Origin of the sequence: Streptomyces sp. DH12 (assembly GCF_020873895.1) — a bacterium.
Lineage (GTDB): Bacteria > Actinomycetota > Actinomycetes > Streptomycetales > Streptomycetaceae > Streptomyces.
The window spans coordinates 1-22057 of record NZ_JAHWGT010000033.1 but is presented as its reverse complement, the minus strand read 5'-3'; the positions used below and the strand labels follow the sequence as shown (position 1 = coordinate 22057).

The following is a 22057-nucleotide window of genomic DNA, read 5'->3' as shown; positions in this document are numbered from 1 at the left end:
ATTAATTTTTTTCGGAACCACTACGGATTTCGCAGGCTGGGGGTGTGGGCTCCCCGGGGTTGCCAGGACGGCCCTGACCTGCGCGGCCCGTCTGGGCGGGCAGTCCGCCGGGGCCGAGGAGCCGCTCGGCCGCCGCGCGGTGCAGCCGGGCCGCGGCCGGGTCGCCGAGCCGGTCGAGGGTGTCGGCCAGGCGCAGCCGCAGTGCCGCGTGGAGCCGTAGGTCGCCGGCGCGGCGCGCCCACTCGACGGCCTCCTCGCAGGTGCGCAGGGACTCCTGGGGCCGGCCCGCGTACTCCTGCACCCTGGCCGCCTCGCTCAACGCCCGGGCGTGGCCCGGGACATCGCCCAGCCGCCGGTAACCGGCCGCCGCCGCACGCCAGTTGCGCAGCGCCTCGCCGTAGCGGCCGGCGTACGTGTGGACGGCGCCGAGCCTGCCGTACAGCCGCGCCTGGTCGGCCCGCTCGTCGCGGGCGAGCCGCTGGGCGAGGGCCCGCCCGTACCAGTCGGCGGCCCGCTGCCAGTCGCCGAGCTCCTGGTGGGCGCCGCCTACGGATTCCATGGCGCGGCCGGTCGCGTACGGGTCGTTGGCCAGCCGGCCGGCGTCCAGCGCCTCCCGGTAGCGGACCAGCGCCTCCCGGGTGCGGCCCGTGCCGGCGTCCAGGTCGGCGAGGTTCAGCAGGGCGGCGGCGCGCTCGCGGTGCAGGCCCCGCCGCTCGGCCACCCCGAGGACCAGCTGGTGCAGGCCGTACAGCTGCGGCGCCGCCTCCTCGCTGCCCCGGTGGGCGGCGAAGGCCCGCACCAGGGCGGCGATCAACCGCCTCGCCAGGGTGTCCAGCTCCCCGTCGGCGACGGCGAGGCGCGCGGAGGCCAGCAGGACGGGTTCGCGCATGGCCAGCCACTCGGCGGCGGCCGCGCGGTGGGGGAAGCGCAGCGCGCGGGGCAGCCCGGCGAGGCGTCGGCGGGCGGGCGACCCCTCCGGCTCGGTGACCGCCCGGCAGGAGTGGAGGAGCCGCACCGTCCGCTCCAGCATCCGCGCGCGGGCCAGCTGCACCTCGGCGGGCCGGTCCTCCGCGTCGAGCCGCTCCCGCAGGAACGGCGCCAGGCAGCCGGGCAGCTCGTACTGCCCGTCGGCCGCCCGCCGTACCAGGCCGCGCGCCGCGAAGCCCTCCAGCAGCGACGCGGCGCCCGACACGGAGCACCCGGCCAGCGCCGACAGGGTCTGCGCGTCGGCCAGCCCGAGCGGCGCCAGGGCGAGCAGCCGCAGGCTGCGCCCTCCGGACGCGGGCAGCGCCTCGTAGGCGAGGTGGAAGGCGCGGGCGAGGGGGCGCAGGGCCGCCGGCCGGCCGTCGTCGTCCGGGACGGACCGCAGCCGCTTGGCGAGGTCCGCGACGGAGGCGCCGGGGTGCGCGGCGAGCCAGCCGCCGGCGAGGACCAGGGCGGCGGGCTGGCCGGCGCACAGCTCGGTGAGCGTCTCGGCGGCCTGCGGGTCGACGGTGATGCGGACGGGGCCCGCGTATCCGTCGATCAGTTCGACGGCGGTCTTCACGTCCAGGCCGCCCACGGTGCAGGGGCGGACGTCCGGGATGCCGGTGAGGGGGCCCCCGGCGACGGCGACGACCAGGCAGCGGGGGTTCTCCGGCAGCAGCGCGTCGACCTGCTCGGCGTCGGCCGCGTCGTCCAGCAGGAGCAGGGCGCGCCGCTCCCGCAGGGACGCCCGCAGCAGGTCGCCGACCTCGTCCTCGTCGGCCCCGGCGGGCGCGGTGACGCCCAGGTCCTCCAGCAGGCCGCGGGCGACGCGCTCCACGGGGACGGGCTCCCCGCCCGGCTCGCTCAGCCGCGCCCGCAGGACGCCGTCGGGGTAGCCGCGCGCGAGGTCCCGCACCAGCTCCTCGGCGAGCGCCGTACGGCCGGAGCCGGGGCGGCCCGCGATGAGCAGGACCCGGGCGCGGGGGGCCTTGCGCCCGGCCAGCGTGTCCAGGCCCGCGCGCGAGATGTCCGCCCGCAGCGCCTTCATCTCCCGCTCCCGCCCGAGGAAGCGCGCCGAAGCCGCCCCGCCGCCGGACCGCCCCGCCTCGACCCCGGGACCACCCGCCTCGGGACGCCCGGCGACACCGGGACGGCCCGCTCCGGGGCGCGCCCCACCGGAGCGCCCCGCCTCGGTACGCCCGACCCCGGGCCGGCCCGCCGCCTCGGTACGCCCGACCCCGGGCCGGCCCGCCGCCGGGCAGCCGGCCTCGGGAGGAGCAGGCTCGGAGCGGCCGGCACCGGGGTGGCTGGCCTCGGAAAGCCCGCCGCCGGGGCCTTCCCGCTCGGCGCGGTCCGCCTGCGGGTGGCCGTGGTCGGTACGGGGGCGGTCCGACTGGGGGCGGTCCGACTGGGGACTGTCCGACTGGGGGCTGTCCGACTGGGGGCTGTCCGTGCGGGGGCTGTCCGTGCGGGGGCTGTCCGTGCGGGGGCTGTCCGTGCGGGGGCTGTCCGACTGACGGCTTTCCGGCTGCGGACGCTCCGGCTGAGGGCGGTCCGGCTGGGTGGGGCCGGACCCGTGAGGGCCCGGTACGGGGCGGTCGGCCCCGGCACGGCCCGACGGGGCGCCGCCGGCCTCGGGGAGCCCGGGCTCGGCGCGTCCGGTGCCGGGAACGCTCCTCGCGGGGAGCCCGCTGTCGTGACCGTGGTCGTGCGCCCTGTTCCGCCCGGCCCCGGCGCGCCCCGGCTGCGTGCGAGCGGGCTCCGTGCGAGCGGGCTCCGTGCGGGCGGTGTCAGGGCCCGTGGGGCCCGTGGGCCCGTGCTGCCCGGCGGGCTCCGGGGAGGCGTCCCGCCCGGTGGGCGGGGCCTCTCCGCCGGTCCCGGGCGGCCCGGACGGGCTCCCGGCACCGGCCCGCGACCGGGCTTCGGCGGAGGCGGCAGGGGCGGTGGCGGGGGTGGGCGCGGTCGTGGGTGCGGGGTCGTGCGGTGTGCCGGGGAGGGCGCGGCGTCGGGCGTCCGCCGGCGTGGCGCCGGCCTTCCCGGGCCGCTCGGCTCCGCCGATGTTCACCGCCTGATCCGTCACGGGTCACGCTCCCGTCCGCCTGCGCACGAGCTGGTCCCGCCGGGTCCCCGAGCGGGTGCTCCGAGCGTAGTTCAGCGCCGGGGGCCCGGGGTGCCGGGCAGGGCCCGTACATCGCCCGATCGGATCAGCTGATCGTCACACTGATGCCGCGTCACGCGGGGAAGGGACGGGCCGGCCACGGCGCCTCCGCGGGCCGCAGCGCGTCGAAGCCGTCACCCGCACGGGCGGCCAGGACCGACAGGACACCGACCACGAGGCAGTTGTTGTGAAGGTCGCCCGCGAGGACCCCGCGCGCGAGTTCGTCCAGCGGTACGCGGGCCAGCTCCATGTCGGCCTCCTCCTCGGCGACCTGGAACCGGTCGCCCTCCGCCTCGGACAGCCCGCGGGCGAGGAAGATCCGAACCGCCTCGTCGCAGCCGCCCGGCGTGGTGTAGACGTCGGTGAGGACGTGCCACTCCTCCGCCTTGACGTGGGCCTCCTCGTACAGCTCGCGCTGGGCGGCGTGCAGGGGGTTCTCGCCCGGCACGTCCAGCAGGCCGGCCGGGATCTCCCAGAGCTTGTGGCGGACGGGGTGGCGGTACTGGCGCAGCACGAGGACGCGGTCCTCGTCGTCGAGGGCGAGGACGGCGACCGAACCGGGGTGGACCTGGTAGTCCCGGCCCACGACCGTGCCGTCCGGCATGACCACGTCGTCGGTGCGGACACTGGTCTTGTTGCCCCGGAAGGGGGTCGAGGTCGCGGTGACCCGCCACTCCTCGGGCGTGTCCTTGATCGTCATGGAAGACGTCCTCCCTCGTACACGGCGTACACAGAAAACCGGGGCACGTGCCCTGATCAGGCCCGTACCCCGGTCAACCTATCGCTAGCGCGTCACTTGCCCGTCTTGCGCTCCACGGCCGCCTTCACCAGGCCCGCGAAGAGCGGGTGCGGCCGCGTCGGGCGGGACCGCAGCTCGGGGTGGGCCTGCGTGGCGACGAGGTAGGGGTGCACCTCGCGCGGGTACTCGACGTACTCGACGAGCTTGTTGTCCGGGGAGGTGCCGGAGAAGACGATGCCGGCCTTCTTCTCCAGCTCCGCGCGGTAGGCGTTGTTCACCTCGTAGCGGTGGCGGTGGCGCTCGTCGACGTACGGCTGGTCGCCGTAGGCCTCGCGGACGACGGAGCCCTCGGCGAGCTTCGCCGGGTACAGGCCCAGGCGCATGGTGCCGCCGAGGTCGCCGGCGCCCTCGACGTACGCCAGCTGCTCCTCCATCGTCGAGATGACGGGGTGGGAGGTCGCTGCGTCGAACTCCGTGGAGTTGGCGTCGGTGATGCCGGCGAGGTTGCGCGCGGCCTCGATGACGATGCACTGCAGGCCGAGGCAGAGGCCGAGCAGCGGCACGCGGTTCTCGCGGGCGTACCGGATCGCGCCGACCTTGCCGTTGACGCCGCGCTCGCCGAAGCCGCCGGGGATCACGATCGCGTCGACGTCGCCGAGCTGCTGGGCGGCGCCGGCGGGCGTCTTGCAGTCGTCGGAGGTGACCCACTTGACCTTGACGCGGGCCTTGTTGGCGAAGCCGCCGGCGCGCATGGCCTCGGTGACCGAGAGGTAGGCGTCGGGCAGGTCGATGTACTTGCCGACGAGCGCGACCGTGACCTCGTGGTCGGGGTTGTGCACGCGGTCCAGCAGGTCGTCCCACGTCGTCCAGTCGACGTCGCGGAACGGCAGGTCGAGCTTGCGCACGACGTACGCGTCGAGGCCCTCGGTGTGCAGCACCTTCGGGATGTCGTAGATCGACTTGGCGTCGATGGCCGCGACCACGGCCGCCTCGTCGACGTCGCACATGAGCGAGATCTTGCGCTTGATGGCGGTGGGCACGTCGCGGTCGGCGCGCAGCACGATCGCGTCGGGCTGGATGCCGATGTTGCGCAGGGCGGCGACGGAGTGCTGGGTCGGCTTGGTCTTCAGCTCGCCGGAGGGGCCGATGTAGGGCAGCAGCGAGATGTGCACGACGAAGACGTTGTCCCGGCCGACCTCGTGGCGGACCTGGCGGACGGTCTCCAGGAACGGCAGCGACTCGATGTCGCCGACGGTGCCGCCGACCTCCGTGATGACGACGTCGACGTCGTCGGCCGCCATGCGGCGGATGCGGTGCTTGATCTCGTTGGTGATGTGCGGGATGACCTGGACGGTGTCGCCCAGGTACTCGCCGCGCCGCTCCTTGGCGATGACCTGGCTGTAGACCTGGCCGGTGGTGACGTTGGCCGAGCCGTCGAGGTCCACGTCGAGGAACCGCTCGTAGTGGCCGATGTCCAGGTCGGTCTCGGCGCCGTCGTTGGTGACGAACACCTCACCGTGCTGGAACGGGTTCATCGTGCCCGGGTCGACGTTGAGGTACGGGTCGAGCTTCTGCATCGTGACCCGAAGGCCCCGGGCCTTGAGGAGCGCACCCAGGCTGGAGGCGGTCAGGCCCTTGCCGAGGGAGGACGCGACACCCCCGGTGACGAAGATGTGCTTGGTCGTCGTGGATTTGGGCGGCATGGCCAAGAGGGGGCTCCCGTGGTCGCGGTCTGGAGGTGCGTACCGGCGTCCGATCCGGAGGCCCGGGGGAAGAAACCCGAGGTCTCCGGGGGTGCCGTCGCTGCGGTATCGGGGGCCGCCGATTGGTTCTGCGGCGCCCACCGGTCCACGGGCTACCAGGGTATCAGCGCCTGAGGAGGACCGCGTTCCGGCCACACGACGCCCGAGAACCGGCCAATGTTCGGTACCGTTCGTCTGGGTTCGGCCGGGTGCGGGTGTGTGCGGAACAGATGATCGCGCGTCGATCCGCATGGATGCGCACAGCGGGGTACTGGCTCACTCGTTCAGGTCATCCGCCCCAGCACCCGCCGACAGGAAGATCACACGGAGCCCACACGGAGGTCCCGGGCGCGTCGTATCCTGCTCGGACACCCGTTGCCGAGTCAGGCCCGCATACGGCACCACCCCGCCCGTCGCCCGGGAACCCCTCGCGTCAACGATCCTTGACCCTGACCCCAGTAAGCGCCCCGCGGGGCGAACGTGGCCGTTCGACTGGAGATTGCACGTGGCCGGGCGCATCGAGGACTACGCACTCATCGGAGACATGCAGACCGCTGCCCTGGTCTGCCGGGACGGCACGGCCGACTGGCTGTGCCTGCCCCGCTTCGACTCGCACGCGGTCTTCGCAGGAATCCTCGGGACCGAGGAGCACGGATTCTGGCGGATCGGGCCGGTGCCCGCCGAGGGCGCCGAGCCCCCGGCCGCCGACCGCCGCCACTACCGCGGCGACTCCCTCATCCTCGAATCCGAGTGGGACACACCGCGCGGCACCGTCCGCATCACGGACTTCATGCCGCCCCGCGACGGCGCGCCGCAGCTGGTGCGGATCGTCGAGGGCGTCAGCGGCCGGGTGAAGATGCGCTCGTCGCTGCGGATGCGGTTCAGCTACGGCCGCGTCGTGCCGTGGGTCCACAAGGTCGACAACCGCACGGTCGCCGTCGCCGGCCCCGACTCGGTGTGGCTGGACACCGCCTGCGAGACGCACGGCGAGAACCTCACGACGTACTCCGACTTCACCATCACGCCCGGTGAGCGGGTCGCCTTCACCATCAGCTGGCAGCCCTCGCACCACGCGCAGCCCCCGCTGCCGGACCCCGAGGCGGCCCTGGAGGCGACGAGCGCCTTCTGGCGGGAGTGGGTCGACCACTGCACCTACCGCGGCCCCTACCGCGAGGCCGTGATCCGCTCGCTGATCACGCTGAAGGCCCTGACGTACGCCCCGACCGGCGGCATCGTCGCGGCGCCCACCACGTCCCTGCCCGAGGACATCGGCGGGGTGCGGAACTGGGACTACCGCTACACCTGGCTGCGGGACGCCGCGATCACGCTCTCCTCGCTGCTGCGCACCGGCTACCGCGAGGAGGCCCGCGCCTGGCGCGAGTGGCTGCTGCGCGCGGTCGCCGGCGACCCGGAGAACCTCCAGATCATGTACGGCATCGCCGGCGAGCGGGAGCTGGGCGAGGCCGAGCTGGACTGGCTGCCCGGCTACGAGGGCTCCGCCCCGGTCCGCGTCGGCAACGGCGCCGCGGCCCAGCTCCAGCTGGACGTGTACGGCGAGGTCACCGAGGCCCTGCACCTGGCCCACATGACCGGCCTGGCCCGCAACGACTACGCCTCGCTCCTCCAGCTCAAGCTGATCAACTACCTGGAGAAGCACTGGAACGAGCCTGACGAGGGCATCTGGGAGGTGCGCGGTCCGCGCCGCCACTTCGTCCACTCCAAGGTCATGGCGTGGGTCGCCGTCGACCGCACGATCAAGCTGATCGAGTCGGGCGACGCCGACGGTCCGCTGGAGCGCTGGCGCGACCTGCGCGACGAGATCCACCGGGCCGTGTGCGAGAAGGGCTACGACCCGGAGCGCAACACCTTCACGCAGTCCTACGGCTCGAAGGAGCTGGACGCGTCGCTGCTGCTCATCCCGCAGGTGGGCTTCCTGCCGCCGGACGACAAGCGGGTCATCGGCACGATCGAGGCGATCCAGCGGGAGCTGTCCACGGAGGACGGCTTCATCCTGCGCTACCCCACGCAGGGCTCCGACGAGGGCGTGGACGGCCTGCCGGGCGACGAGGGGGCCTTCCTCGCCTGCTCGTTCTGGATGGCGGACGACCTGGCGATGATCGGCCGGGTCGACGAGGCCCGCAAGCTCTTCGAGAAGCTCCTCGCCCTCCGCAACGACCTGGGCCTGCTCGCGGAGGAGTGGGACCCGCGGCTCCAGCGCCAGGTCGGCAACTTCCCGCAGGCGTTCAGCCACGTCCCGCTGATCGACACGGCGCTGCGGCTGACCGCGAGCGGCGCGTACGGCGGCTAGCCCCCCCCCGCCCTCCCGGGGCGGGCGCCGGCCCCGCTCCGGGCCGCTCCCGCCCCGACCCCACTCCGGGCCCGCTCCCGCCGGGGTCCGCGCCAGGCGCGGGACCGCTCCCGCCACCGGGGGTGACGTACACCACAGCCGCCCGCCGGCCCTCAAGAGGCGGGCGTGGGCGCCTGGTTGGGGCGGCCGGTGCGGGCCGTCACCCAGCGGTGATGCCGCGGCGGCGCGGGCGCGGGTAGCGTCCGGCCCCATGGACGAACAGGGCGGTATCACCGTGCGCCGGGCACTGGACCTGCCGGCGCTGCGCGGCGGGCTCCCCGAGGTGGTCGCGGGCGCCGACCGGCTGCACCGCACGGTCCGGTGGGTGCACGCCGGCGAGGTGCCGAACATCGCGTCGCTGCTGCAGGGCGGCGAGCTGCTGCTGACGACGGGCATCGGCATCGGGACGCGCCCGGCCGACCAGCGGGCCTTCGTACGGCGACTGGCGGAGCGCGGGATCGCGGCACTGGTCGTGGAGCTCGGGGCGCGCTTCCCCCGGCTGCCCGGGGCGGTCGTGGAGACCGCGCGGGCCGCCGGGCTGCCGCTGGTCCAGCTGCACCGGGAGGTGCCGTTCGTCTCGGTGACGGAGGAGGTCCACACCGAGATCGTCAACGGCCACTACGCGCTGCTGCGCCGGGCCGAGGAGGTCCACCGCCGGTGCACCGAGGCGCTCCTCGCGGGCGGCGGCGTGCCGCAGGTGCTGCGCATCCTGGCCGCCTTCGCCGGCAACCCGGTGTTCCTGGAGGCCGCCGACGGCCGGCTGCTGTACGCCGCCGAGGGCGACGGGGGCACCCCGTGCGCCGACCCGCTGCAGGTGTGGGAGGGGCTGCGCGGGCAGCGGGGCGGGGAGCTGCCCGCCGGTTCGGTGCTGGTCGACGTGCCGGGGGGCGGGCCGGGCGGCGCCCCGGGGCCGGGCGGTGTCCGGGCCCGGCTGGTGCTGCTGCCCGTGGCGGGGCGGCTGCTGCCGGTCCACCGGATGGCGGCGGAACGCGCCGCGGGCATCCTCGCCGTCGTCCTGATGCAGGCCCGGCAGGAGGAGGAGCTGGCCGCACGCGGCCGCGGGGACTTCCTCACGGACCTGGCGGAGGGGCGGATCCCGGCGCCGGACGCGCCGGCGCAGGCCCGGGTCCTCGGCTTCCGGCCGGGCGACGGGCCGCTGCTGCCGGTCGTCATGCGGCTGACCGCGGGGCCCTCCCCCGCCGGCGGCTGGGCGCTGCTGGCCCGGGCGGTGACCGAGGAGCTGTCCCAGGTCGGGGTGCCGGTGCTGGTGGGGGTGCGCCCGGTGGAGGGCCGGGTGCCGCTGCTGCTGGGGCTGCGGGACGAGGCCGAGCGCACGGCCGTGGCCGACCGGGTGGCCGCCGCGTTGCGCGCCGGTGCGGAGCGCGCCGGGCTGGACCGCTCGGACGGCCGGCCGCCGGCCGTCGTGGTGGGCGTGGCGGGCGGCTGGGCGGCGGCGTCCGCCGGGCTGCGGCACGCCGCGGAGACGGCCGACGCCGCGCAGGGCCTGCCCGAGCGGCCCTGGCACGACGCGCGGCGCCTCGACACCGACCTGCTGCTGTGGCGGCTGCACCGGCACGACCCGGCGGCGCTGGCCGCGTTCGTGGACCGGGCGATCGGCCCGCTGCGCGCCCACGACGCGGCCTCCCGCAGCCCGCTGCTGCCGACGCTGGAGACGTACCTGGCGCACGCCGGCCGCAAGGCGGAGACGGCGCGGGAACTGCACCTGAACCGCCAGACGCTCTACAACCGCCTCGCCCGCGTCGCCGAGCTGCTCGGTACGGACCTGGACGACCCGCAGACGGTCCTGGCCCTGTCGCTCGCCCTCCGGGCCCGCCGCCACACCCCTTGACCGTCCCCGTCCCCGTCCCCGCGGACGCGGGCGGCGCGGGCCGCGGCGCGGCCGTGCGGTGGCTCAGGCGGGGCCGTCGTCGTCGCCGCCGTGCCCGTGGCCGCCGTGGCCGCGGGGCGTCCGGCGGGGGCAGAGCTCGTCGTAGACGCTGAGGACCTGGGCGATCGTCTCGTCCTCGGTGGGCCACGTCGCGGCCTGCCGGGGTCCCGCCGCGGCGAGCGCGGCGTGCCGCGCCGGATCGGTGAGCAGCCGGGAGACAGCGGCGGCCAGGGCCACGGCGTCCGCGTACGGGACCAGTTCCGCCGCGTCGCCGACCAGTTCCGGTACGCCGCCCACCGCCGTCGCCACCAGCGGCACCCCGAGCCGCAGCGCCTCCTGCGCGAGCGGTGCCCGCGCCTCCCAGCGCCCGGCCAGCACCGCGACGTCCGACCCGGCCAGCAGCGCGGTGACGTCCTCGCGGCGGCCGAGGAGCCGCACCGGCAGCCCCTCGGTGTCGACGCGGCGCTGCAGCGCGGGCCGCCGGGAACCGTCGCCGGCGACGGCCACCAGCGGCACGGGGTCGTGGCCGAGCCACCGCTGTGACGCGTCGAACAGCGTGTCGTGGCCCCGGTACGGTTCCAGCGGCCCGGCGGTCATCACCAGGGGCCGGTCGAGGGCGCCCAGTTCGGCCCGCGCCTTCTCCCCCGGCAGGTCGGCGAGGCCGCTCAGCGGCGGCAGGGTGACCGGACCCAGACGGGCGTCGCGGGCGCCCCTGCGCCGCGCCCGGTCGACCAGCTCCGACGAGGTGGCCAGCACCACGGCCGCCGCGCGGACGGCCTTGCGCTCCATGAACCCGACCAGCTGCGCGCGGGCCCCCTCGGCCCGCGGCCGGGAGTGCCAGGTGACGACGAGCGGCGCCGCGTGGGCGGCGAGCGCCATCCCGGACCGTACCGCCGCGTGCACCCCGTGCGCGTGGACGATGTCGGCGCCCGCGCACGCCGCCCGCAGCGCCCCGACGGAGAGGGGGTCGCTGCGGCGCGGCACGGGGACGAAGTCCGCCCCCGCGCCGAGGAAGTCGTAGTCGTGGTCCAGCTCCGCGGGGGCGCACACGGTCACCCGCACGCCCCTGGCCACCAGCCCGGCGGCCAGTGATCTGACATGAGCGCTGCTGCCCGCGCTGCCGCCGCCCAGCACTTGGACCGTACGCAGCTGTGTCACGCGCCCAAGGATGCCAGCCCGTACGCACGTTCCGGCACCGGCGCTCGGAGGGGGCCCGCCGCATCCCGCCACTTTCGGGCGCACGACGGCGTGCACTCGCCCCCGGCTTCACTCACATGGGTGAGCGCGCGCGGCGGCTGACGGCGTCGCCGTTGGCGGCGGCCGCGACGAGCGCGGCAGCGTGCAGGAGCAACCCGGTCCGGCCGTTGGCGGCGGCGACGGCCGTGCCCAGGGCGGCGCCCAGCGCGTGCGCGCCGGTGTCGCCGAGCATCGTGCGCTCCCCGAGGTCGTCGGCGAGGACCGCGGCCGCCGCGGCCTGCGGGGCGGCCGCGAACGGCAGGCCGCGGGCCACTCCGGGCGTCCCGAGGGCGATGGCGGTGAGGGCGGCCCGCCCGGGGCGCACGTCCACGAGGTTGACCAGATGTGCACTGCCCGCGATGACGACACCGGCGAGGAGCCCGTCGAGCGGACGGTCCTTCAGCAGGGTGCCGGCGGCGAGCCCGGCGGCGCCGATGCCGAGCAGTTTGACGGTGCCGCTGGTGACCTCGCCCTCCCGCAGCGCGCCGAGGTGGGCGCGCAGGCCGCGCCGGTGGTCGCCGCGCGCGTCGTCGTACGCCCCGCAGGCCGCGCCGGCGAGCGTCGCCAGCAGGACGGCGCCCCGCTCGCGGCGCGTCGCCGCGCCGAGGGCGCCGCCGAGGAGGGTGCCGGCGGCCACGGCCGGCCCGGCGTACAGGTCGACGGTGCGGCCGGCGTGGTTGGTCCGCTCCCAACCGGGTCGGCGCCGGCGCCGGAGCCCCGCGCCGACGGCCCGGGTCGCGGCGGCGGCCGCTCCGTACGTGACGGCGGCCCTCGCAAGGTTCCCGATCATGACGGGCACCTTACGGGGCCGCCGCCCGCGGGGGGTCCGGCGGGTGTCAGGCGTCCGCCCGCGCCGTCGCGAGGAGCTCCTCGGCGTGGGCCCGGGCCGTCTGGGAGTCCTCCTGCCCGGCGAGCATCCGCGACAGCTCCCGCACCCGGTCCTCGCCCTCCAGGACGGTGACACCGGAGCGGGTGACCGTCCCGTCGTGGGTCTTCTCCACCAGCAGCTGCCGGTCGGCGAAGGCCGCGACCTGCGGCAGGTGGGTGACCACGACGACCTGCGCCGACCTGGCGAGCTTGGCCAGGCGCCGCCCGATCTCGACGGCGGCCTTGCCGCCGACGCCCGCGTCGACCTCGTCGAACAGGTAGGTCGGCACCGGGTCGGTACCGGCGAAGACGACCTCGACGGCGAGCATGACCCGCGACAGCTCACCGCCGGACGCGCCCTTGGCGATGGGCCGCGGCGGGGCGCCCGGGTGGGGGGCGAGCAGCAGCTCGACCTCGTCGGCGCCGGACGGCCCGTAGGCGACGCGGCGCCCGCCGACCTCCACGCCGTCGGGGTCCTCGGTCTGCCGGATGGCGAACGACACGCGCGCGTGCGGCATGGCGAGGGAGGCCAGTTCGGCGGTGACGGCGTCGGCGAACCGCGCGGCCGCCTCCGTCCGGGCGTCGGTGAGGGTCTGGGCGAGCCGCGACAGCTCGGCGCGCAGGGCGTCCCGCTCGGCCGTCAGCTCGCCGATCCGGTCGTCGTCGCCGTCCAGCTCGGTGAGCCGGGCGGCGCCTTCCTCCGCCCACGCGAGGACGGCGGCGACGTCCTCGCCGTACTTGCGGGTGAGCGCGGTGAGCGCGGCGCGGCGCTCCTCGACGGCGGCCAGCCGCCGCGGGTCGGCGTCCAGGTCGTCGGCGTACCCGGCGAGCTCGCCGGCGACGTCGGCGACCAGGATGGAGATCTCCCCGATCCGGTCGGCGAGCGCGGCGAGCGCCGGGTCGTGGGCGCGTACGCCCTCCAGGGCGCGCCCGGCGCCGCCGACGAGGGTGGTCGCGTCGACCGCCTCGGGGTCCTCCGGGTCGCCGGCGAGGGCGCGGTGCGCGAGCGCGGCGGCGGAGGCGAGCGCCTCGGCGTGCCCGAGCCGCTCGGCCTCGGCGGCGAGTTCGGTGTCCTCGCCGGGCAGGGGCGCGACGGCCTCGATCTCGGCGAGCCCGAACCGCAGCAGGTCCGCCTCCTGGGCGCGCTCGCGGGCCCGGGTGGTCAGCTCCTCCAGCTCGGCGTCCAGGGCCCGCAGCCGCCGGTACGCGCCGGCGTACGCGGCGAGCGGGACGGAGACGGCCTCGCCGGCGTACCGGTCGAGCGCGCCGCGCTGCCGGGCGGGCTTGAGCAGTCCCTGCTGGTCGGTCTGGCCGTGGACGGCGACGAGGTCGTCGGCGAGCTCCGCGAGCAGGCCGACGGGGACGCTGCGGCCGCCCAGGTGCGCCCGGGAGCGGCCCTCGGCCGAGACGGTGCGGCTGATGAGCAGTGCGCCGTCGTCCAGCTCGGCGCCCGCCTCCTCGGCCCGCCGGGCCGCGGCGGTGCCGGGGGCGACGCCGACGCGGCCCTCCACGACGGCGGACCCGGCGCCGATCCGTACCAGGGCCGCGTCGGCACGGCCGCCGAGCAGCAGCCCCAGGCTCGTCACGACCATCGTCTTGCCCGCGCCCGTCTCACCGGTCACCGCGGTGAACCCGGGCGACAGCTCCACCACCGCGTCGTCGATGACCCCGAGCGACCGTATCCGCATCTCCTCCAACACGCCCCTGACCATACGAGGTTTTCCCGGCCCCGTGCGACGCCACCCCGGTCCGCCGGGCGAAGCCACTGGTCGGCGGGGCGTGACGGGCCGCACGGGGGCGGCGGGGCGTTGACCCGGCGCGGGACCGCCGGGGGCCGTCGGAGGCGCCGGGGGGGAGCGCCGGGTGCTGGGTCCTGTCCGGAAAGTGGCGCCGTCCGCCCGGAGGGCAGGAGCCCCGGTGTCCGGTGCGTGCGATCGCGAGGCGCCGGGGTGCCCCCGTGGCGGAGCCACTCGGGCACCCCGGCAACGCGGCGAGCGTGCGTGCCGGACACCGGGGCCCAGACGGGACTTTCCGGACGGGACCTAAGGGACGCCTTGCCGATCCGGCCCGATCGACAAGACACCCCCTAGCGCGGGGCCCCGCGCCAGCCGGAGACGGGCAGGGCGAACTTCGCGACGAGCCGGTCCGAGAACGACGCGTGGTGGAGCCGGGCGAGCCGCACCGGCACCGACCCCCGCCGGACCTCCACGCGCGCCCCGGCGGGCAGCGTGACGGTGCGCCGTCCGTCGCACCACAGCACCCCGTCCGGGGTGTGCGGCTCGACCTCCACGGCGAGCACCGAGTCCGGTGTCGTGACGAGCGGTTTGGCGAACAGGGCGTGCGCCCCGATCGGCACCATCAGCAGCGCCTCCACCTCGGGCCAGATGACCGGCCCGCCCGCGGAGAAGGCGTACGCCGTGGAGCCCGTGGGCGTCGCGCAGATCACCCCGTCGCAGCCGAAGCCGGTGACGGGCCGCCCGTCGATGGCGAGGACGACCTCCAGCATCCGCTCGGGGGCGACCTTCTGGACGGCGGCCTCGTTCAGCGCCCAGTTGGTGTGCAGGAGGTCGCCGTTGTTGTAGACGGCGACGTCGAGGGTCATGCGCTCCTCGACCTCGTAGGCGCGGGTGACGACGCGGTCCACGACCTTGTCGAGGTCGTCGCGCTCCGCCTCGGCGAGGAAGCCGACGCGCCCGAGGTTGACGCCGAGCATCGGCACGCCCGACGCCCGGGCGAACTCGGCGCCCCGCAGCAGCGTCCCGTCGCCGCCGAGGACGATCAGCAGCTCGCAGCCGTCCAGGACGTCGGGGGTGGCCTCCGGGACGGTCTCCACGGACGGGGGGAGCGGCAGGTCGGTCGCCTCCGCGGCCAGCACCCGTACGCCGATGCCGCTGCGCAGCAGGCCCAGGACGACGAGCTCCGCGCTGCGCACGGCGGCGGGGCGGCCGGTGTGGGCGAGCAGGAAGACGGTACGGGGCGCGGTGTCCGGGCCGGTACGGGGCCGGGTGTCCGGGCTCGTGCCGGGTCGGGTTTCCGGGCTGGTGTTCAACGGGGTCCCTCCGCCACGGCGCGGTCGACGTCCGCCGGATCGAGCGCGGGCGCGCCGGCCCGCAGCCACAGGAAGTACTCGACGTTGCCCGACGGGCCGGGCAGGGGGCTCGCCGTGACGCCGAGGACGCCGAGCCCGAGTCCGGCGGCCTGCCGGGCGACGTTGCGCACCGCCTCGGCGCGCAGCTCGGGGCTGCGCACCACGCCGCCGCTGCCGAGGCGCTCCTTGCCGACCTCGAACTGCGGTTTGACCATCAGGACGAGGTCGGCGTCGGGCGCGCTGACGCCGGCGAGCGCGGGCAGGACGAGGCCGAGCGGGATGAAGGACAGATCTCCGACCACCAGGTCCACCGCCTCGCCCCCGATCGTGTCGAGCGTCAACTCCCGGACGTTCGTACGGTCCTTGACGGTGACGCGCTCATCGCTCTGGAGGGACCAGGCCAGCTGGCCGTAGCCGACGTCGACGGCGACGACGTGGGCGGCCCCGGAGCGCAGCAGCACGTCGGTGAAGCCGCCGGTGGAGGCGCCGGCGTCGAGCGCCCGCCGGCCCTCGACGCGCAGTCCGAGCGGGACGAACGCCGCGAACGCCCCGGCGAGCTTGTGGCCGCCGCGGGAGACGTACTCCGGGTCGGAGTCGTCCTGGGCGACGACGATGGCGGCGGCCGTCTCGACCTGGGTGGCGGGCTTGGAGGCGGTGGCGCCGCCGACGGTCACCCGCCCCGCCGCGATCAACTGGCTCGCGTGTTCGCGCGAGCGGGCGAGCTTGCGGCGTACAAGCTCGGCGTCGAGACGGCGGCGTGCCACTCCTGCCACGTTCGGTTCAGCTCCTGTGCTCGTTCGGGGATCCCGGCCGGGGGTGCGCGTCCAGCGCGGTCAGTGTGTCGCGCAGCCCCCGGTGTACATCCTCGTACACCTCCAGGTGCCCGTCCGCCGGGAGGTGGTCGGCGTCACCGAGCCGCTCCAGGAGGGCGTCCACCGCCGCGTGGCCGGTGGCGGTCCGGGCCACGCCGAGCGGCGCGGGCCCGGCGGGCTCCCCACCGGGGTCGGCGGCGGGCCCGGGGGCCAGGGGGGTCGGCGGCTCGGCGGCACTGGCGTCGTCCATGCCCCGACGCTACCGCGAAGCACCGACACCGGGCCGGTGGCGGGGTCGGAGCACGGCCGGCTTACGGTCGGCCCAGGGTCGCCGCACGGCCGGAGCACGCCCGGCCCCGCCTGCCCCCGGGCAGCCCCGCCCCCGCCCCGCGGTCGGCTCCCGGGCTCAGCCGCCGGCGAGCGCCCGCGCCTTGCGGGCCGCCGGCACCACCAGGGGCGTGCCCGTCTCGGGGTCGTCGATGACCTGGCAGCGCAGCCCGAAGACCCGCTCGACGAGCTCGGCGGTGACGATCTCGGTCGGCGGCCCCTCCGCCACGATCTCCCCGCCGCGCACCGCGATGAGGTGCGTGGCGTAGCGGGCGGCGTGGTTGAGGTCGTGCAGGACGGCGACCAGGGTGCGGCCCTGCGTCTCGTGGAGTTCGGCGCACAGGTCGAGGACGTCGATCTGGTGCTGGATGTCGAGGTAGGTGGTCGGCTCGTCGAGCAGCAGCAGCGGCGTCTGCTGGGCGAGGGCCATCGCGATCCACACGCGCTGGCGCTGCCCGCCGGACAGCTCGTCGACGTACCGGTCGCCCAGCTCGCCCACGCCGGTGGCGTCCATCGACTCGCGGACGATCCGCTCGTCCTCGGGCGACCACTGCCGCAGCAGCCCCTGGTGCGGGTAGCGGCCGCGGGCGACGAGGTCGGCGACGGTGATCCCGTCGGGCGCGATCGAGGACTGCGGGAGCAGCCCGAGCGTCCGCGCGACCTTCTTCGCCGGCATGGAGTGGATGGTCTGCCCGTCCAGCAGCACCCGGCCGCTGGTGGGCTTCAGCATCCGCGCCAGGGCCCGCAGCAGCGTGGACTTGCCGCAGGCGTTCGGGCCGACGATCACCGTGAAGGAGTGGTCGGGGATCTCGACGGACAGGTCGCGGGCGATGGTCCGCTGCTCGTAGGCGAGGGTGACCGACTCCGCGCTGAGGCGCTGGCGCTCCATGGGGGTACTCCTGGCGTTCTGGTCGTTCGAGGGGGTCATATCCGGCCTGCCCGGCGCTCGGAGACCAGGAGCCACAGCAGGTAGGCGCCGCCGACGACGCCGGTGACGACGCCCACGGGCAGCCGGCGCTCGCCGAAGGCGTTGGTCGCGACGAGGTCGGCGACGAGGAGCACGGCCGCGCCCATGAGGGCGGAGGCGGCCAGGTTGGGGCCGGGCGACCGGGTCAGCCGGCGGGCCAGCTGCGGCGCGCTGAGCGCGACGAACACGATCGGCCCGGCCGCGGCCGTCGCCGACGCGACGAGCAGCACCGCGGAGACCAGCAGCACCATCCGCACCCGCTCGACCCGCACGCCCAGCGCGTACGCGGCGTCGTCGCCCATCTCCAGCATCCGCAGGGGCCGCCCGTAGGCGAGGACGAGGGGCACGAGGAGCGCGCTGACGGCGAGGAGCGGCCAGAACTGGGTCCAGTCGCGGCCCTCCAGGGAGCCGGTCATCCACACCACGGCGCGGGTGGCGTCGACCAGGTTGGCCTTGGTGATCAGGTAGTGGATGACGGCGGTGAGCATCGCGGCGGCGCCGATGCCGATCAGCACCAGGCGGAAGCCGTGCACGCCCCGCTTGTACGCGAAGAGGTACACGGCGGCGCCGGTGAGGACGCCGCCGACGAGCCCGCCGACGGCGACGGCGGTGGCGTCGCCCTGGAAGAGCACGATCACGCCGAGGGCGCCGACGATCGAGCCCTGGCTGATGCCGAGCATGTCGGGGCTGCCGAGCGGGTTGCGGGTGATGGTCTGGAAGACCGCGCCGCCGATCGCGAGCCCGGCGCCGACGAGGACCGCCACGAGGGCGCGCGGCAGCCGCAGGTCCAGGACGACGAACTCCTGGGCCGGCGTGCCGTCGCCGAGCAGGGTGGCGACGACGTCGGCGGGGGCGACGGGGAAGTCGCCGCTGCCGATGAGGACGACCGCGGCGGCCAGGATCAGGGCGGAGAGCAGGACGCAGACGGCCAGGGCGCGCGGCTCGACGCGCACGGAGAGCCCGCCGCGGCGGACGGCCCGGACGGTCCGGGTGGCGGCCGGCCCGGCGGGCGCGGGCGTGGAACCGGTGCCGGTGCCGGTGCCGGGCACGGGGGTGGCGGGCGCGGAGGGGGGTGCGGGGGTGGCGGTCACAGCTGGGCCATCCTCTTGCGGCGTACGAGGTGGATGAAGACGGGCCCGCCGACGAGGGCCGTGACGATGCCGACCTGGAGTTCCGAGGGCCGGGCGACGACCCGGCCGACGATGTCGGAGCCGAGCAGCAGCACGGGCGAGAGGACGGCCGCGTACGGCAGGATCCACCGCACGTCGGGCCCGGTGATCGCGCGGACCAGGTAGGGCACCATCAGCCCGACGAACACGATGGGCCCGCACGCCGCGGTGGCGCCCCCGCACAGCAGCGTCACGGCGACCATGGCGAGCAGGCGGGTCCGGTTGAGGTGCGCGCCGAGCGCGCGGGCGGCGTCGTCGCCCATCTCCATGGCGTTCAGCGGCCGGGCGACCAGCGCGGCGAGGACGACCCCGGCCGCGATGAACGGCGCGACCGCCTTGAGGGTGGCCCCGTCGGCGCCGGCGAGCGAGCCGACGGTCCAGAAGCGCAGCCGGTCCAGCGCGGCGGAGTCGAGCAACTGGACGGCGTTGACGTACCCGTAGAGCGCGGCCGTCGCCGCGGTGCCGGCGAGCGCGAGCCGTACGGGCGTGGCGCCGCGCCCGCCGCCGAGTACGTACACGAGGACCGAGACGACGGCGGCGCCCGCGAAGGCGAACCAGACGTACCCCATGAAGGAGGTGGCGCCGAGGAAGCTGGTCGCGGTGACGACGGCGGCCGCCGCGCCCGCGTTCACGCCCATCAGGCCCGGCTCGGCGAGCGGGTTGCGCGTCAGGGCCTGCATCACGGCGCCGGACAGGCCGAGCGCGACGCCCGCGAGGAGCCCGAGCCCGGTGCGGGGCAGCCGGACGTCGGCGATGAGGACGTCGTGGCCGGTGCCCGAGTTCTGGAACAGGCCGTGCCAGACGTCGCCGAGCGGGACCGGTTTCGCCCCGACGACGATGCTCGCGACGCACACGAGCGCCAGCACGCCGAGGGACAGCAACAGCCCGGCGGCGCGCAGGAAGCGGCGCCGCCCAGCGGGCTGCGCGGCGGCCTGGGGCTCCGCGCTCTGTTCGAGAGTTTCGACCAACACGCGGTTAGGTTAGCCTACCCTCCCCGCGATGATCGTCGGAGTGTCGGGCGTCACCAACCGAGCAGGCCCAGGGCCCGCGCCGGGTCCGCCCCGCAGGAACCCGCACCGGCCTGCGTCCAGGCCGCCGCGCACAGCGCCCGGAGCCCGTCCGTCCGCTCCCCCGCCCCGTCGAGCGTGAGCGCTCCGCCGTCCACGGACGCGGTCCAGCCCCCGCAGCGGAACCCGCCCCCCTCGGCCACCACCTCCGGCTGCCCGGTCAGCAGGCCCCGCAGGTCGGTGTCGACGTACGTGGGCCGGTGCTCGGGCACGGCCGCGAGGAGCCGCGCCGGGTCGGTCACGCCGGTGAGCACGAGCAGCGAGTCGACGCCGCCGTTGGACGCCCCCTCGATGTCCGTGTCGAGCCGGTCCCCGACGACGAGGGGCCGCCGGGCCCCGGTCCGCAGGATCGTCTCGCGGTGCATGGGCGGCAGCGGCTTCCCCGCCACCTGCGGCTCGGCGCCCGTGGCGATCCGCACGACCTCCACCGCCGCCCCGTTGCCGGGGGCGATGCCGCGGGCGCCGGGGATCGTCAGGTCGGTGTTGGACGCGAACCAGGGCAGGCCGCGCGCGACGGCGTACGACGCCTCCGCGAACCGCCCCCACGGCAGGTCGGGCCCGCCGTACCCCTGCACGACGGCCACCGGGTCGTCATCGGCCGACTCCACCGGCTCCAGCCCCCGCTCGCGCAGCGCGACCCGCAGCCCCTCCCCGCCGACGACCAGGACCCTCGCGCCCCGGGGCAGCTGCCCGGCCATCAACCGCGCCACCGCCTGCGCGGAGGTGACGACGTCACCCGGCTCGGCGGGCACCCCCAGCTCGGTCAGGTGGGCGGCGACGGCGTCCGGGGTGCGCAGGGCGTTGTTGGTGACGTACGCCAGGCGCATCCCCGCGTCACGGGCCGCGCCCAGCGCCTCCACGGCGTGCGGGATGGCCTCGCCGCCCGCGTACACGACCCCGTCGAGGTCCAGCAGCGCCGTGTCGTACGCCGCGCTCAACGCGGTGTCGCTGCCACCCGGCAGGTTCCGCCCCTGCTGCCCCATCAACCGCACCCCTCACTCGTCCGGACGTTCCCGTCCCCCGATCATCGCTCATCCGTGCGTCCACCTACGATGCAAGGATGAACACGAGAGGTCCTGCGGCCGAAGACGGTCTGCGCCTGAAACCGTTCCGCGGTCTGCGGTACGTACCCGAAAAGGTGCGCAGCCTCGCGGCGGTCACCTCTCCCCCGTACGACGTCGTCGTCCGGCCGGACGGGCTGCACCACCTGGAGTCGTCCGACCCGTACAACATCGTGCGGCTCATCCTGCCGCAGGCGCCCACCGCGGACGCCCGCCCGCGCCGGGCGGCGGACACCCTCGCGGACTGGCTGGCGGAGGGCGTCCTGGCCGCCGACGCCCGGCCCGCCCTGTACGTGTACGAGCAGCGCAACGGCGACCTGCTCCAGCGGGGCCTGATCGGCGCCCTGGAGCTGTCCGCCCCGTCCGAGGGTGTGGTCCTCCCCCATGAGGACGTCATGCCGGATGTGGTGGAGGAGCGCGCCGACCTGATGCGCACCACGGGCGCCCACCTGGAGCCGCTGCTGCTGACCTACCGGGGAGACGGCCGCGCGACGGGCGCGACGGCCGTCATCGAGCGGGCCACGGCCCGGGTCCCGCTGCTGGCGACGACGACGGAGGACGGCTTCGCCCACCGGCTGTGGGCGGTGACGGACCCGGCGGAGCTGGCGGCCGCCGCGGACGACCTGGCGCACCACCAGGCGCTGATCGCGGACGGCCACCACCGCTGGGCGACGTACCTGCGCCTGCGCGAGGAGCGGTCGACACCAGGCCCGTGGGACTCCGGCCTGGTGCTGCTGGTGGACACGGCCCGCTACCCGCTCCAGGTGCGGGCCATCCACCGGCTGCTGCACCGCCTGCCGGTCGCGCGGGCGCTGGCGGCCCTGGAGGGCGCCTTCCGGGTGCGGACGCTGGAGGTTCCGCTTCCGGCCGCCCTGGACGCCCTGGCGGGGGCGGTCGCCGACGGCAACGCGTTCCTGCTGGCGGGTGACGGCCGCTTCCACCTCGTGGACCGGCCGGATCCGGAGCTGCTCACCCGCACCGTACGCGCGGACCGGCCGGAGGCGTGGCGCACGCTCGACGCGACGGTGCTGCACACGACGCTGCTTGAGCACGTGTGGCGCGTCCCGGACGGCCCGGAGCACATCGGTTACATCCACGACGCGGAGGCCGTGGTGGAGCAGGCGGAGCGGCACGGCGCGACGGCGGTGCTGATGCACCCGGTGCGCGAGGAGGTCGTCCGGGACCTGGCGCGCCAGGGGGTGACGATGCCGCGCAAGTCGACGTCGTTCGGGCCGAAGCCGGCGACGGGCCTGGTGCTGCGCGTCCTGGACCTCTGAGCGCCGGGGAACAGGAGAAGGGGCGGGCCCCGGCTGTGCGCCGGGGTCCGCCCCTTCTCCTGTGCGTGATGCCGCGAGGACGTCAGTCCTTGTCGTCGTCCCGCGCGTCCTGCTCGTCGCGGCTGTCGACGGCGCCATCCCCGGGAGCGACCTCGTCCTCGTCCTCGACGAGGGCGTCCATGAACTCCACGCCGTCCAGCTCGGCCAGTCGGTCGGAGGCGTCCGTGCTGCCGTCCCGGTCGGCCTCGACGGCCTTGGCGAACCACTCGCGCGCCTCGCCCTCACGGCCCGCCGCGAGCAGCGCGTCGGCGTACGCGTACCGCAGACGCGCGGTCCACGGTTGCAC

General features: G+C 76.1%; 16 protein-coding genes and 1 pseudogene. 3 read left to right on the top strand and 14 right to left on the bottom strand.

Features of this window, described 5'->3' with window-relative positions:
• Window position 1: 1 nt before the first annotated feature.
• The 3 genes from LPA54_RS25705 to LPA54_RS25695 all read right to left on the bottom strand — a co-directional run bounded on the left by LPA54_RS25705 (window position 2) and on the right by LPA54_RS25695 (window position 5566).
• Entirely contained in the window at window positions 2–2014 is a 2013-nt protein-coding gene (locus LPA54_RS25705) for a tetratricopeptide repeat protein (protein ID WP_228981906.1), read from the bottom strand.
• A 1183-nt stretch (window positions 2015–3197) separates the two neighbouring features.
• Entirely contained in the window at window positions 3198–3824 is a 627-nt protein-coding gene (locus tag LPA54_RS25700) for an NUDIX hydrolase (protein WP_228981904.1), read from the bottom strand.
• 92 nt (window positions 3825–3916) lie between these two features.
• Entirely contained in the window at window positions 3917–5566 is a 1650-nt protein-coding gene (locus LPA54_RS25695; RefSeq protein ID WP_228981902.1) for a CTP synthase, read from the bottom strand.
• 544 nt (window positions 5567–6110) lie between these two features.
• Here LPA54_RS25695 and LPA54_RS25690 point away from each other — a divergent pair.
• Window positions 6111–7913 carry a glycoside hydrolase family 15 protein gene (locus tag LPA54_RS25690; RefSeq protein WP_228981900.1) on the top strand — a complete coding sequence of 601 codons (1803 nt, stop codon included), beginning with the start codon at window positions 6111–6113 and terminating at the stop codon, window positions 7911–7913.
• Between the two features lie 250 nt (window positions 7914–8163).
• Window positions 8164–9801, top strand: a complete 1638-nt coding sequence (locus LPA54_RS25685; RefSeq protein WP_228981898.1) for a PucR family transcriptional regulator — start codon at window positions 8164–8166, stop codon at window positions 9799–9801.
• Between the two features lie 63 nt (window positions 9802–9864).
• On the opposite strand, the gene LPA54_RS25680 is transcribed toward LPA54_RS25685, so the two are convergent.
• The 10 genes from LPA54_RS25680 to LPA54_RS25635 all read right to left on the bottom strand — a co-directional run bounded on the left by LPA54_RS25680 (window position 9865) and on the right by LPA54_RS25635 (window position 20356).
• Complete coding sequence (locus tag LPA54_RS25680; protein WP_228981896.1) at window positions 9865–10998, bottom strand: glycosyltransferase family 4 protein; 1134 nt, start codon at window positions 10996–10998, stop codon at window positions 9865–9867.
• Between the two features lie 112 nt (window positions 10999–11110).
• Window positions 11111–11866, bottom strand: a complete 756-nt coding sequence (locus LPA54_RS25675; protein ID WP_228981894.1) for a hypothetical protein — start codon at window positions 11864–11866, stop codon at window positions 11111–11113.
• Window positions 11867–11912: 46 nt separating this feature from the next.
• The gene (recN, locus tag LPA54_RS25670; RefSeq protein WP_228981893.1) at window positions 11913–13655 is read right to left on the bottom strand and encodes a DNA repair protein RecN; all 1743 of its coding nucleotides are present in this window, start codon (window positions 13653–13655) and stop codon (window positions 11913–11915) included.
• Window positions 13656–14029: 374 nt separating this feature from the next.
• Entirely contained in the window at window positions 14030–14992 is a 963-nt protein-coding gene (locus LPA54_RS25665; protein ID WP_267487619.1) for an NAD kinase, read from the bottom strand.
• Window positions 14989–15804, bottom strand: coding sequence for a TlyA family RNA methyltransferase (locus LPA54_RS25660; RefSeq protein ID WP_228981891.1), 816 nt, complete (start codon window positions 15802–15804; stop codon window positions 14989–14991). The genes LPA54_RS25665 and LPA54_RS25660 overlap by 4 nt, the downstream gene beginning before the upstream one ends.
• A gap of 7 nt (window positions 15805–15811) precedes the next feature.
• Entirely contained in the window at window positions 15812–16093 is a 282-nt protein-coding gene (locus LPA54_RS25655; protein WP_228981890.1) for a hypothetical protein, read from the bottom strand.
• Between the two features lie 156 nt (window positions 16094–16249).
• Window positions 16250–17098, bottom strand: coding sequence for an ABC transporter ATP-binding protein (locus LPA54_RS25650; RefSeq protein ID WP_228981889.1), 849 nt, complete (start codon window positions 17096–17098; stop codon window positions 16250–16252).
• Complete coding sequence (locus LPA54_RS25645) at window positions 17095–18186, bottom strand: iron chelate uptake ABC transporter family permease subunit (protein WP_228981996.1); 1092 nt, start codon at window positions 18184–18186, stop codon at window positions 17095–17097. Before LPA54_RS25645 ends, LPA54_RS25650 begins: the two co-directional genes overlap by 4 nt.
• Before the next feature lie 38 nt (window positions 18187–18224).
• A complete protein-coding gene (locus tag LPA54_RS25640) occupies window positions 18225–19184 on the bottom strand; it encodes an iron ABC transporter permease (protein WP_228981995.1) in 960 nt (319 codons plus the stop codon).
• A gap of 143 nt (window positions 19185–19327) precedes the next feature.
• On the bottom strand, window positions 19328–20356 hold the full coding sequence (locus LPA54_RS25635; RefSeq protein ID WP_228981888.1) for an HAD-IIA family hydrolase: 1029 nt from the start codon (window positions 20354–20356) through the stop codon (window positions 19328–19330).
• A gap of 77 nt (window positions 20357–20433) precedes the next feature.
• On the opposite strand from LPA54_RS25635, the gene LPA54_RS25630 reads away from it, so the two are divergent.
• Complete coding sequence (locus LPA54_RS25630; protein WP_228981887.1) at window positions 20434–21711, top strand: DUF1015 family protein; 1278 nt, start codon at window positions 20434–20436, stop codon at window positions 21709–21711.
• An 82-nt stretch (window positions 21712–21793) separates the two neighbouring features.
• On the opposite strand, the pseudogene LPA54_RS25625 reads toward LPA54_RS25630, so the two are convergent.
• Window positions 21794–22057, bottom strand: a pseudogene (locus tag LPA54_RS25625) (tetratricopeptide repeat protein); the annotation flags it as partial.